This window comes from Paraflavitalea soli (assembly GCF_003555545.1).
GTDB lineage: Bacteria > Bacteroidota > Bacteroidia > Chitinophagales > Chitinophagaceae > Paraflavitalea > Paraflavitalea soli.
In genome coordinates this window covers 7,086,795-7,100,193 of sequence record NZ_CP032157.1, presented here as the reverse complement: position 1 = coordinate 7,100,193, position 13,399 = coordinate 7,086,795, and the positions used below count along the sequence as shown (strand labels likewise).

Genomic DNA, 13,399 nt, shown 5'->3' with positions numbered 1-13,399 from the left:
TTAGCCTTAAATCTGTTATTTCTCCTGTATGAAAATATTACTGACCTACCTCAAGCCCCATAAATGGCTGGTTTTCCTTGTATTATTGCTGGCCGCCATTAATATAGGGTTTTCGCTGATGGACCCCATCATTTTTGGGCGCCTGGTCAACCTGGCAAACGATCACCTGTCAGATAAGACTGGCCCCGGCAAATTTAACTGGCACGATTTCCTCTTTTCCTTTAAAAAAGGGGCCACCTGGGGAGTTGTTCCTTTATTGCTGGCCTCTATTTCCGTAGCCATGGTAAGCCGTATTGCCAAAAACTTCCAGGATTACTTCATGACGGTAGTAGTACAGAAGTTTGGGGCCAAGGTTTTTACAGACGGCCTTAAACAAGCCATGCGCCTTCCTTACCAGGATTTCGAAGACCAGCGAAGCGGTGAAACCTTATCAGTACTTACCAAAGTAAGGACCGATACAGAAAAATTCATCGGCTATTTTGTAAATATCCTCTTCACCGTGGTGGTGGGTATTGGTGTGGTATCTGTCTTTGCCGTAAGGATCCACTGGTCCCTGCCGATCGTGTATTTTGGCGGTATTGGCCTGCTGATGTTCATTTCCAACCTGTTGAGCAAGAAAGTAAAGACCATACAGAAAAGCATTGTAAAGGAAACCACGGCCCTTGCAGGCGCTACTACCGAATCGCTCAGGAATATTGAACTGGTAAAAAGTCTTGGCCTTACAGCGCAGGAAGTCGGTCGCCTCAACCAGAATACCTATAAAATATTAGGACTGGAGGTAAAGAAGGTAAAACGCATACGCAGCGTGGCCTTTGTACAGGGCACTTTTGTAAACACATTGCGCCAGGTAATTCTGTTCCTGATGATGTGGCTGGTGTTTAGAAAGGAAATGGATGCAGGTCAGCTCGTAACCATGCAGATCTTTTCCTTCTTCATCTTTGGTCCACTCCAGGAAATTGGCAGTATTATCCTTTCCTACCGTGAAGCAGAAGTCTCTTTGAATAACTTTGAAAACCTGATGAAAAAGGAGCCCGAGTTGGAACCGGCCGAACCCCGGCACCTGGGCGATATCCAGACCCTCGAATTCCAGTTCGTTGGTTTCAAACACCAGACTGCTCAGCAAAAGGCCATTGACAATATCAACTTCTCGGTAAAAACCGGCGAAACCATTGCCTTTGTTGGTCCCTCAGGTTCCGGAAAGACCACCCTCATGAAATTGCTGGTTGGCTTGTACCGCCCGCAGGAAGGAAGAATACTCTACAATGGCATTGATGAAACCGCTATCCGGTATGACGACCTGCGCAGCCAGATAGGATTTGTAACCCAGGATACCCAGCTATTTTCCGGCACCATAAAAGAAAACTTACTCTTTGTAAACCCCGGCGCCAGCGATGAAGACTTGCTGGATGCCTTACAAAAAGCAGCCTGTACCAACCTCCTGGCCAGGGCAGAGAAAGGGATCGATACCATGATCGGGGAAGGGGGCCTTAAACTGTCTGGTGGTGAAAAACAACGCTTGTCCATAGCCAGGGCATTGTTACGCAAACCCCACCTCCTGATATTCGACGAAGCGACTTCTTCACTTGATTCACTTACAGAAGAAGAGATCACTAATACGATCAAGCAAGTATCCTCTCAAAGGAATCAGATTACGGTATTGATCGCCCACCGCCTTTCTACCATTATGCATGCCGATCGCATCTATGTATTGGAAAAAGGTGATATCGTAGAAACAGGCTCTCACGAAGAGTTGATCGAAGAAAAAGGGCTGTATTACGCCATGTGGCGCCAACAGATCGGAGAACGCAAAAAGACCCTGGCCGCATAAGCCATTTCAACTGATCTATATATTGTACCGGCCTCTCTCTTCAGGAGGCCGGTTTTCTTTGCCTTGCACCTAAAACGGTAAAGCTTATCTTTGCGGCCATGCCAGCTACATCCAAACCAAATTACTTCTGGAGCATTCTTACCATGAAATGCCCGCGCTGCCGCAGAGGGCCGATGTTCAAGAACAGTAATCCATGGAAGCTCAGGAAGGTGTTTGATATGCCTGTAAGCTGCCCCAAATGCAGGCAGCCCTATGAACTGGAGCCAGGTTTTTGGTATGGAACCGCCTATGTAAGTTACGCCCTCTCTGTGGCCCTGTCCGTCTCCACTTTCGTCGCCTGGTATGTGCTTATCGGCATGTCTACCCAGGACAATCGCTTTTTCTTCTGGCTGGGCATTAATGTTTTTCTGCTCATATTCCTGCAGCCCTGGCTTATGCGCCTCAGCAGGGTGATATACCTCTACTTTTTCGTGAAATATGATCCTGATTATAAAAGCAACAAACAGGAAGAAGTAAAGCAGGATTAATCCGGATCCCGGCTATCCCGCACACCCAGGATATTGGTAAAGAAATTGACCCTTGTTTCTTTTTCCAGATCACTCAGCTCAAGCTCCAGGGCTTTGGTACTGAGCGAAATTTCCAGTAACGATAATACCAGCGAGGTCATAAATGCTCCTATGCTCAATGCGAAGATAATATAGCTGGCATCCGTCCAATTCCTGAAAATGCAGTACATGCATACTACGCAAAACAGGAAGCTGATCACTCCCAGCGCCTGCATGGAGCGGATCAACCTGATCCGTGTACGCAGGTTGCGTATCTGTTGAATGATATGTTTTTGATCAGGGTCTTTTTTGTACTTATCGTGCAGGTTGCGGATTAAACTGGCCAGGGCCAGGAACCGGTTGGTATAAGCCAGCATCAACAGGGATATAGCAGGAAATAATAAAGCAGGGGTCGTAATGGAAAGCTCCATGTCCATAATTTGCTACTAAAATACAATCTTGCTTCCAAAACATAGCAGTTATCCATAATACCGGAGCCAATAGCTCCGTTATCCTGCCTGCTCCAAAATGAAAGAAGATCAGTTAATTTACATAAGAATTAATTCTCATTGAAGAAGTACATACCTGTTGTTGCGATCGTAGGATTCATTATTGACCTCCTGGCGTTTTATCCCGGCTTTATGTATATTGATACAGTTGATCAATATACACAAGCCATCAGCCACCGATATACCGACTGGCATCCACCCATTATGGCTGGCTTTTGGAGCCTGCTCAACCTCATCCATAAGGGACCGCAGGTAATGTTGGTCTTCCAGTTGATCCTCTTATGGTCCAGCTTTTATATCATAGCCAGTACCTGGTGCAAACGCCTCCTGCCCTTCCTTAGCCTGGTATTTGTATTCGTCGGCGCACCCTATGTACAGAACTTTGCAGGATTGATCGTAAAAGATGCGCAAATGGCCTTGTGCTGGCTATTGGCCGTAACGATCATGCTCCGGGCTATTTATTACAACCGGAAAATGAGTGCCTGGGAAGCCGTCCTTACCTTTTTGCTCCTTACCTATGGCACTATGGTGCGTATCAATGCCCTGCCAGGCGCTATTACACTCTATTACCTTTGGGTAGAGGATGTTTATTCAGGCACGATCACCCGGAAGGTCGGCTTGCTGTCGCTGGTATTAACAGGCTTGCTGATGGCCAATCTTTCCTTTAACAAGTTTATCCTGAGACCCCATAAAGCCTATGCTGAATATAAACTGATGGCGCATGATATGGCCGGGATCTATGTGGCCACGGGCAGGTCTTACTTCCCGGACTTTATCACCCGGCATCCCGGCTTTGACAGCAATTACATTAGATCCCATTTCACCACGGCTACCCTGGATAATATCTGGTGGAACGGCGATAACAAACAGATCTTCCCGCCCCTCAATGAGCAAACCAGGAAGCAGCTCATCAAAGAATGGAAAAAGAGTATTCATGAAAACACCTTCACCTATCTGGAGAATCGCTTTGATGGATTCCTGTACTTCCTGCAGGTAAAACAAAGACCTGATACTACTTTCTATTATTACTACCCCTACATCTATACCAACCAATTTGGCTTTGCACTCAAACATAACCCGGTGCGTAATGTAGTGTCCGGCATTATCCAGGCCAACCAACACATGCCCTACATGAAGCCCTGGTTTTGGCTTTTGCTGCCGTTCCTGCAACTCCTCATCAGCCTCCGCCTGCCTTTCAGCATTTTTAAAAAGGCAGGCATTTGTCTGGCCCTCTCTTCCCTGCTCTACCTCCTTCCTCAATTTTTTATCTACCAGGCCGATACGGAATTCCGGTACTTTTATTGGTGCTGTATTGCTACCTCCCTCCATACGGTGTTGTTGATCACCTGGTACCATACAAAGAAGCAGGCCCTCTGCCGAAGCGAAGGGCCTGCAATTTTATAAAAACGGGTTAGTAAATACCCTATTATAACGTTCCTGTTTTAATATTATTATGTATCCGGGCTTACAGGTTAAAAGATAACGGTACATTCAGCTTAATACTGAAGTTCCTGCCCATATTGTAGACCCCTGTCCTCCCCGTTACATTGTTCACAGCGGTATATTTTAACCGGCTCAAATGGTTCTGGTAAGCCACATCGCCGATATTGTTAGCCGCTATGTACAAGCTGAACAAAGTTTTTCCCTTACTGACGATATCCCCGCCCAGCCCGGCATTCAACAGGCTGTAACCCGATGTTTTAGTCTCTGTATTATAACCTGTAAAAGGATCATTCTGCGCAAAAGTATTATCCAGTTCGGCCTTTACATATAAATGGCGGATCACTTTTCCTTTGGCGCCAAACTCTGCCTTTACATCATTGATCAACCGGGCCGCAGGAATGAAAGGCAGGTTCTTGCTGCCATCCTGCTCCTCGCTCAACGTGCCCCGCACAATGGAAAACGAGTTTTCAATATGCAGCCAGTCCAATGGATGCGGGTGAATATCCAGGTTTATCTCTGCTCCATACAAACGGGCATTGTGCTGGTCAAACCGGAAAGCAAAGAATTCATCCGAACCATCTACCAGGATCGAGTCGCCGCCATTGGCGCCCTGCAGCTTACGGTAATAAATGAAATTGCTTACGGCATTATAAAATACGTTAGCCGCCAGCGATATGTGCTCTGTATTCACCTCTATACCTCCATCTACCTGGAAGCTCGTCTCCGACTTCAGGTCCTGCTCACCATACTCATAACGGTTCGTTCCTTCATGCGCCCCGTTACTGGCCAGCTCAGGAATACTGGGCGCCCGGAAACCACGTGCCACATTGAGTTTGAAAGTAACTGCTTTGCTGGCCTCATAACTCAGCCCCACGCTTCCCGATACATTGGAGAAGCTTTTTGTAAATCCCTGGAACTTAATATCTCCACCATCTTCCAGCTCTTTGGAATCAATAGAGCGGTTATCAAAACGCACCCCACCGCTCAGGGTCAGTTTATTGATCCTCTTTTGCGTGTACACAAAACCTCCGATATCAAACAGGGAATACTCCGGTATCAACACTTCGGCGCCTTTATTCTTATTGCTTTGCTGCATACCATTCACCCCGATCGTTGTCTTCCAGTCTTTTTTCTCGGCAAAGTGGTATTGAACATTATAGTTCACCGTATTGAGGTCAAAGTACAATTCCTTTTCCCCGGGGTCCAGTATATTGCCAAACTCCTGCCGCTGGTTGCGCTGATAACCTACCAGCACCGTTAACCGGTCCTGACCAATATTAAAACTGTTGTCCGTAGCTACTTTAAAATGTTGTATCCGCTGCCGGGGAATAGAAGGATCAGTAGAAGTGAAATCCTTTCCGCTGGCGATCGCTTCTTCCGCCGTACCATTGTTATCAATAGGTTTCAGGAACTGCCCCGTCACATCATCCCGGTCGCCTTCAACCAGCCCTACCCGCTGGTCAAAGTTGCTTACATACAGGTGGCTGAACCCCCATTGTTTGTTCAAACCAATATAGCCCCCAAAGTCACGTTCGTTGAACTTCGAGTTGAATACGTACCCATCATACTTATTCTTATAATCAGCTGCTGCTTTATACGATCCGTAGGCTCCCCAGATAAAACCATGTTGATTGCCCCCAATATCAGCATGCATGCCACGCTGCCGGTTATTGGTTTGGTAGGTGCCAAATACATTTCCTTTAACTGTTCCTTCCGGAGCTGGTAAAATAGAAATAAAATTCACCACCCCCGCCAGTGCATCACTGCCATACATCAGGGAAGCCGGCCCTTTCAGTATTTCTGCTTTCGTTACATTGTATTCATCGATCTCGATGCCATGTTCATCACCCCATTGTTGTCCTTCCTGCCTGATGCCATCATTGACCACCACTACGCGGTTGTAACCCAATCCGCGAATGGAGGGCTTGGAGATAGCTGGTCCGGTGGATATTTGAGTTACGCCGGGTGTTTTGCTCAGGGCATCTATCAGGTTCGTAGACACCCCCCGCATCAACTCTTCCTTTTTCAGGATATTCACCGGCACCGGTGTCCTTTTCACAGAAGTGGCAGATGATACCCCGGTAACCGTTACTGCTTCATTCTCTGCATATGACCGCGAAAGTGCAAAATCCCTTTCGGTATTACCATTTAAAACAATTGATTCAACTATAGAAGCATAACCAGTAAAGCTCACCTCCACCAGGTACTTGCCGGAAGGAATATTCTGCAGCCTGTATACACCTTGCTGGTTGGTAGTGCTGCCTACTTTAAGATCGGGGAATTGTATCGAAGCGCCAGCCAACACCTCTCCTGTTTTGGCGTCAGTTACTTTTCCCGTGAAAGATACATTCAGTACAATATTTTTATCGGTTGGCGTGGTATGCAAAGAAGTCGATTGCGCCTGGGTACGCAGGCTGGCTGCTACAAGCAGCACTAAATAAATAGAAAGCTGTTTCATGATTTGTATTATCAGTCAATATTGAGATCATAATCACCGGTTACCGGTAAATGGAAATTGCTCCCCGGCTGTTAATACCGGAAGAGTTTTATCTTATTAACTGATAGCGGGAGGCCCCCGTAAGGAATGCGAAAAGAAAGCGGTAGTATAAACCTGACTTGAAAATGTGCAAGGCTCCGTACTATAATGTGGAGGAAAACTTAAGGTAATTTGTTGGCTATCGGCCGTGAACGGCGATTCAGTAACCAGGTTCTGACAATCACAATTAAACCCCGCTTTGCCAATCTGCGGTGTGACAGATTTTGTAGTATTAACGCCGTCTGTATGACTTACGATCAGGTCATGCAGCACCTTCTTTGGCATAATACTGAATGCAAAAAGCACCAGTAAAATACCAGCCAGCGAACGTCTTAATATGGGATGTTGTAGGCTCAACCTTATTGCTACTGCGTTGCAAATTAAAGCAATTAGGATAAAACTAGCACATTAATTTCCTAATGAATGGTTATTATCAAGCTAACCAGCTACCAAACAAATTGTTATACAGGCAAAAGACTATTTTCTGAGTACGACTGTAAATAAGGACCCTTTACCGGGTTCGCTCTCGCAAAAGATCTTCCCATTGATCTCCTGTACGATACGCTTTACGATGGAAAGTCCCAGTCCTGTAGATGCTTCACCATCTGTAGGTTGAGAGGATATTTTACTATACTTGGAAAACAGGTAAGGCAGTTCTTCTTTTTCGATCCCTACCCCTTCATCCCTGATCTTAATACTCACGGCATCCAGCTCATCGCTGATGCTGATCCATACATTTTTACCGTGGGGAGTATACTTGATGGCGTTCGATAGCAGGTTTTCACAGATACGCGATACCAGTTGCTTATCACTCAGCAGGTACAGATTTTTGCCTGGCATTTCAGCATGCAGCCGTATATCTTTTTTGGCAGCCATGGGCCTGAAGCTGTCAATAACCTCTTCTGCAAATATGGTAAGATCAAAATTTTCCAGTTGCATCCGGTGCTGCCCGATGTCTTTTTTCTCGACATCCAGCACACGGCGGATCAGCTCTTCACCATTATTGCTGGCTTGCATGATCTTACCCAATGCCTTTTGCTGATCGGCTGTTAAAGTGCCCGTTTCAGCCTGCAGTACATGCCCCCATACCTGTATCGTAGTAAAAGGGGTACTCAGGTCATGTGACACGATACTGATCAGGGAGTTCTTTTCATAATTCAGCTCTTCCAGCTTTTCATTTTGCTGAACGATCAGCTCATTGATATTCTTCAACCGGCGGTTGGCGTTTCGTTTTGTGATGAATGCAATGGCAACCAATATAATGATCGCCGCCATGGCGATGGCTACAATGGTTACTATCTTGGTTCTAAGGGACTCTTTCTCTACCTGCTCTTTCAACAGTTTATTGGCCGCTTCCCGGTCCTTGGCATGAAACCGTTCCTGCAATTCTGCAATCGTTTTATAGGTATCGCCATTGATGATGGCAGTATCCAGTTTGTACCATTTCTTCAGGTTGTCATAGGCTGTGCGATAATCACCTTTGTATTCAGCCAGCTTGGCCAGAATGCCATAGGTATCTGCCTCTTTTCCTTTCGACTCCAGTTCCAGCGCCAGCTTCATGGCCAGTTGTACATATTTATTGGCAGAATCAAACTGTTTCTTCTCACTGTATACATCTGCCAGGTTCAGCAGGTCTACCCACAGATCACCGGGATTATCTCCTTTTATATGCTGCTCATAATTACGCCGGAAATAGGTCAATGCCTCATCATATTTTTTTTCCTGGCAATACAGGTTGCCCATATTGTTGTAAGAACTCGAAAGATCGATCTCTTTTTCATAAGGCTTTCCGTATCGAATGGCATCATTCAACAGTAACTTCGCGCTGTCTAATTGCTTGAGCTGTGTATAAATAACAGCCAGGTTATTATAGGTATTCACCAGGTCATATACATCACCCGTTCCTTTTGATATTTTCGCTGCCTGCAGGTAAAAATCCTTGGCCTTTAGTGGTTCTTTAATATTGGCGTAGGCAATGGCCAGATCACTCAAAGCAGCTTTCTCATAGGCTACATCCGTCAGCTTCCTGGAAGCATCCAGCGATTGCAGGTAATATTCAATAGCACCTGAATAATTGCTGCTCATTTCTTCAAAGATGCCTTTGAGCCGGAGGGATAAAACATCACCTTTGTTAAAATGCAGCTGGTCTGATTCTTTTTTGATCAGCGTAGCGTAATGGAGGATCGAGTCGGCCTTATCTTCTGAGAAATCAAGGCAGCGGTCATACAGCGCCTTCAGGTAATTCGTATCAACCTGGGCGGGGGCATGAAGAGACACACTGAATAAGGAAAGGACCAGTAACCAATATTTCACTGATTAACAGATTACTGCGGCAAGATAGCGATTTCTGGTGTTTGGGTAGTTTTAATTCAATAAACCTGTATTAATCGATCAGCCTGTTCTTGAGGGCAAACTTTACCAGCCCTACTGTATTGTTGACACCCAGCTTGGCAATGAGGTTCTTACGATGGGTTTCGACCGTGCTTACGCTGAGAAACAGCTTCTCGGCTATTTCGGAATTGCTGTATTCTTTGCAAATGAGGGTCAGTATTTCTATTTCACGCCGGGATAGGATCTCATCCACTTTTTTATCCTCGATCGTGATCGTATGGCGGAAGTCCTGCTCCGTGTCCAGGATATTAATTTCCTTGCTGAAATATTTCTGTCCCCCGGCAATCGTATGCAGGGCCTGCTTCAACTCATCTATACTGGAATTCTTGAGCAAATACCCCTGAATATCATATTTTACCAGCTTGTGGATATAGCGGGTACCACGCATAATAGTAAGGTAAAGTATCTTCAGCTGCGGTTTTAATGACCTGATCTTCTTCAGCAGGTCTTCTTCTTCAATATCAGGCAGGTGTACATCCAATAACAGGACATCTATATCCAGGTCAGGCAGTTTTTGTAACAGGCTTTCCCCTGTCAATGCCGACCCTACTACCCGGATACCCTCCTGCTTATTCAATAATAATGTCAGCCCTTCAAGGTATAACTCGTGGTCGTCAGTGATAAACAATTTCAACATAGTAGGTTTCGAATCAGTTTGCTTTCAGTAAAGCTATCGAATTGTATGGATTCCCAATCATCAGCAATTTAGAACTATTTACTATATGAAAAGAAAAAAGCCCCTAATGGGGCTTAAATTTCGTATTTCGGAAGTGGAATACCGCATTCCGTGGGTTAAAAACAGACGATTCATCCATAGTTCGCCGCTTTACCGCGTTTTCAGCATTGACCGCACCTGCTGTATCGCTCCATTCTGGAAGCGGGCATAGTAAACGCCGGTGGGCAGTCCATAGCTGTTAAAAGACAGGGTATACACGCCGGGGGTATACACTTTGTCTGTAAGCGTTTTCACCACCCTGCCCAGCCCATCCATCACCTGCACCAGGGTATGCCCGCCTTTTGTGCGGAAGGTAATGGAGGTACTCTCCACAAATGGATTGGGATAATTCGTGATCAGCTCTTCGCCAGCCCCCCGGATAATATCATCCAGCCCGGTAGTACCGCAGGCCGCATTGACCGCCAGGGGTATTTGCTGGAAATTGCGCAGCATGATCGTTTCCAGATCGGTGGCATTTACACAAAACCATTGCTGCAGCAAGGAGGCATAGATACTCCGGAAATCATATTGGAAGGGAATATTGTCATTGACAGAGACCGAAGCAGGAATAAAAGGACTATTCCCCACGATACCCGGCCGCACATTTTTACCAAACACAAACATGGGCGCCGCGGAGCCGTGATCGGTACCCAAACTACCGTTGGACTTGATGCGGCGGCCAAACTCCGAAAAGGTCAACCCGATCACCCTGTCTGCTACACCCAGCCCTTCCAGGTCATCCATGAACGACTTGATGGCATTGGACAGGCCAGCCAGCAGATTATTATGCGAACCGATGGTGGTATCCAGCGAATTCACCTGGTCCGAATGCGTATCAAAACCACCGGTGGTCACCATGTACACACGGGTCTTCAATCCTCCTTTTACCAGCCTGGCCACGATCTTTAATTGCTGCGCCAAATAGTTGTTGCCAGGATAACTACCCTGCGATGTCACCTTGGCTGCAGCCGCCCTGATCACATTGGAGTATTGTTCCGTTTGCCCGGCAATCAGCCGTATGTATTTCAATTCCTTACCCCAGGGCGTATCAGGCACTGTATCCTGTACCCCATCCAGGAAATCATAAAAACTGTTGGGATCAAAGATATTCATGGCCATATTCATCACCGGCCCCTGCAAGGCCAGTGAGGGAATAGCACCGATCTGGATGGCCAGCGGATCGGGCACCTGTGTATTGGGATATCCATTGGGATAATTCGGAAACTGGGTACCCAGGTACCTGCCAGCCCAACCCGAATTCAGCACCTCTTCCGGATCGGAAGCACTCATCCAGATATCCGTAGCCCTGAAATGCGAAAAGCTGGGGGCCGGGATACCCACAGATTGCACAATGGATAATTTGCCTTCATTGAACAAGGTTTGCATCCCCACCATGCCCGGATGAAGGGCCGTTTTGGTGGTGCCATTCAGCGTAAGTACTTTATTTTGGGGTATAGCAATATTCTTACGGGCATTATAATAGTTACCATAAAACTCAACCGGGATCACCATGTTCAGCCCGTCATTACCTCCATTGAGCTGAATCAATACCAGCACTTTGTCCGTATCCGTTGGAGGAGCGCCCAGTAAAGCCTGTACGATGGGTGAAGCACCCGTGTAGGCTTTTACAGAAAAGCCGTTGATCAGCGCGGGCAGGGTGACTGCTGCCGGTAAACTTTGTTTGACAAAATCTCTGCGTTTCATAGCTATTGGGTTGGGGCTTTCAGGATAATTGGTATTCGGCCAGGTTCATGAAATATTTGTACATCGACTGCAAGCGCATGTTCACCACCTGGTAAGCGGTATCATTGGTCGGATTCGTAATATGCGCAGTCCAGGCATTCGTCCAGTAATGATCCTGATCCTGGTTAGTGAGCAGTATCTGCTTCTTAATCGTTAGCTTCGAAGCGTCCGACAAGGGCACCCTGTAGAGAATCGCCAGCGAATCGTTGATCAAGGCATTCGGATCCCCTGGATTGGGCAGCGTTTTAGCAAATGCTACCGGGTCTATTTTAAGCGTCAGGCCATCACGCATATAACCAATAGTGATCAGGATATCGCTAAATATATTCCGCTTGGGCAAGGTATCTGAGTTGATCCACATTTCATGAAACTGGGGCAGCTGATAATAAGCAGGCCAGCCCGATACCCCGGGAGGATCACCAATATTCTGCTGCATATTGCCGCCCTGGTCCTGCACAAATCCCCACATATTATAGACATGCGTATAATCCGTAGCGGCAGGAAACACCACATTGAATTCGCGGCAAAGGCCCACAGTCAGGTCTACCGGGCTCTTGATCAGGCAGCCCTGGTTCAATGCATCAAAGAAATGCTCACTTTTAAACAAGGTAGCCAGTACCGGCTTGATCTCCCAATTGCCATTGCGGAAAAGCAGTGCCAATGGTTTGATCACATTTGTTTCAGTATTGGCATCAATAATATAATAACAAAACCAGCGGTATAGCTTGCGCACAATGAACTCGGATACTTCTACCTTCTTATTGAAGATCATCGTGAGCATATCATCCAGTTCAGCATCCCCGGCTGTGGCATCACTGCGACCGGCGATGGTGGTGCCGTAAAAAGAAGAAAACGTTTTGCTGGTAGTATCGTGTTTGGCAGGATCAAACTTCACTGTTTCAGTAGCCTTGTCAATTGTCCAGCCCGTCAGCACACGGGCCGCAGCCAGCACATCCGCTTCTGTATAATTAGGGTTATTCTCCTTCCCAAGCGTAAACAACTCCTGCAATTCACGTCCGTAGTTTTCATCAGGAGCATCCTTGATATTCAGGTAGCCATTCAGGTAGCGCAGCATGGCCAGGTCGAGCGTAACACCCCGTACCAGCGTTTTGAAGTTACCCAGTGCCATTTGGTGCAGCAATACATAGTGCTGGTAAGCAGCAATGCCATTTCTATACATGCTGGCTTCTGTAGCAAAGTGATGGTGCCAGAACAGGATCATTTTTTCCGTAATGCTGCGATTCTGGTTGATCAGCAAACCCGTCCACCAGCTTTTCCAGGATACGATCCTTTTATCATTGGCTTCCTCATCAATAGTAGGTGTATTGACCCAGGTAGTACCTGCGGCTATCGCTAATTCAGGATCGCCGCCTGCAATGCCTGTATTGTCATAAGTCTTTACAGGAGGGGCCGGGGCAGCAGAGATCGTTAATAAAGCATCTACTGCATTCGATACCGACATTGATTTAAAATAGTCTATATCTGATTTGGTAGAACCGAACATCGTGCGCTTGAGCAGGTGGGCTACTTCGGCCGATGTCCACGGCCCGGCGTAGGGAGCCAATCCGGAAGTAATGAATCGTAGTCCGGCATAGGATTGTTCGGCAGACGGATTCGTCTTCTTATTAAGCAGGAAGAATGATCTTCTATCCATAGGTTTGATTTTGGGGTGTTCACTTCTATCAGGAC

At 46.6% G+C, this 13,399-nt stretch carries 9 protein-coding genes; 3 read left to right on the top strand and 6 right to left on the bottom strand.

Annotated elements, in window-relative coordinates; all coding sequences use genetic code 11:
* The first annotated feature begins 28 nt into the window (after positions 1-28).
* Positions 29-1,828: an ABC transporter ATP-binding protein gene (locus tag D3H65_RS27365; protein WP_119053351.1), complete on the top strand. Its 1,800-nt coding sequence runs from the start codon at positions 29-31 to the stop codon at positions 1,826-1,828.
* 98 nt (positions 1,829-1,926) lie between these two features.
* Positions 1,927-2,355 carry a DUF983 domain-containing protein gene (locus D3H65_RS27360; RefSeq protein WP_119053350.1) on the top strand — a complete coding sequence of 143 codons (429 nt, stop codon included), beginning with the start codon at positions 1,927-1,929 and terminating at the stop codon, positions 2,353-2,355.
* Here the strand turns inward: D3H65_RS27360 and D3H65_RS27355 are convergent.
* Entirely contained in the window at positions 2,352-2,804 is a 453-nt protein-coding gene (locus D3H65_RS27355; protein WP_119053349.1) for a DUF2721 domain-containing protein, read from the bottom strand. The genes D3H65_RS27360 and D3H65_RS27355 overlap by 4 nt on opposite strands.
* A gap of 138 nt (positions 2,805-2,942) precedes the next feature.
* On the opposite strand from D3H65_RS27355, the gene D3H65_RS27350 reads away from it, so the two are divergent.
* The gene (locus D3H65_RS27350) at positions 2,943-4,286 is read left to right on the top strand and encodes a hypothetical protein (protein ID WP_119053348.1); all 1,344 of its coding nucleotides are present in this window, start codon (positions 2,943-2,945) and stop codon (positions 4,284-4,286) included.
* Positions 4,287-4,347: 61 nt separating this feature from the next.
* Here the strand turns inward: D3H65_RS27350 and D3H65_RS27345 are convergent, their stop codons facing one another.
* The 5 genes from D3H65_RS27345 to D3H65_RS27325 all read right to left on the bottom strand — a co-directional run bounded on the left by D3H65_RS27345 (position 4,348) and on the right by D3H65_RS27325 (position 13,364).
* Positions 4,348-6,783 carry a TonB-dependent receptor gene (locus D3H65_RS27345; protein WP_119053347.1) on the bottom strand — a complete coding sequence of 812 codons (2,436 nt, stop codon included), beginning with the start codon at positions 6,781-6,783 and terminating at the stop codon, positions 4,348-4,350.
* 555 nt (positions 6,784-7,338) lie between these two features.
* Positions 7,339-9,174, bottom strand: coding sequence for a tetratricopeptide repeat-containing sensor histidine kinase (locus tag D3H65_RS27340; protein ID WP_119053346.1), 1,836 nt, complete (start codon positions 9,172-9,174; stop codon positions 7,339-7,341).
* A gap of 70 nt (positions 9,175-9,244) precedes the next feature.
* A complete protein-coding gene (locus D3H65_RS27335; protein WP_119053345.1) occupies positions 9,245-9,889 on the bottom strand; it encodes a response regulator in 645 nt (214 codons plus the stop codon).
* A 189-nt stretch (positions 9,890-10,078) separates the two neighbouring features.
* Complete coding sequence (locus tag D3H65_RS27330) at positions 10,079-11,671, bottom strand: DUF1501 domain-containing protein (RefSeq protein ID WP_119053344.1); 1,593 nt, start codon at positions 11,669-11,671, stop codon at positions 10,079-10,081.
* Between the two features lie 19 nt (positions 11,672-11,690).
* A complete protein-coding gene (locus D3H65_RS27325; RefSeq protein WP_119053343.1) occupies positions 11,691-13,364 on the bottom strand; it encodes a DUF1800 domain-containing protein in 1,674 nt (557 codons plus the stop codon).
* Positions 13,365-13,399: the final 35 nt, after the last annotated feature.

What these genes read in the sequence shown, in the direction of transcription:
- D3H65_RS27335 (WP_119053345.1), bottom strand. Translation starts at nt 9,889, where the DNA reads ATGTTGAAATTGTTTATCACTGACGACCACGAGTTATACCTTGAAGGG.
- D3H65_RS27325 (WP_119053343.1), bottom strand. Translation starts at nt 13,364, where the DNA reads ATGGATAGAAGATCATTCTTCCTGCTTAATAAGAAGACGAATCCGTCT.
- D3H65_RS27355 (WP_119053349.1), bottom strand. Translation starts at nt 2,804, where the DNA reads ATGGAGCTTTCCATTACGACCCCTGCTTTATTATTTCCTGCTATATCC.
- D3H65_RS27365 (WP_119053351.1), top strand. Translation starts at nt 29, where the DNA reads ATGAAAATATTACTGACCTACCTCAAGCCCCATAAATGGCTGGTTTTC.
- D3H65_RS27330 (WP_119053344.1), bottom strand. Translation starts at nt 11,671, where the DNA reads ATGAAACGCAGAGATTTTGTCAAACAAAGTTTACCGGCAGCAGTCACC.
- D3H65_RS27360 (WP_119053350.1), top strand. Translation starts at nt 1,927, where the DNA reads ATGCCAGCTACATCCAAACCAAATTACTTCTGGAGCATTCTTACCATG.
- D3H65_RS27345 (WP_119053347.1), bottom strand. Translation starts at nt 6,783, where the DNA reads ATGAAACAGCTTTCTATTTATTTAGTGCTGCTTGTAGCAGCCAGCCTG.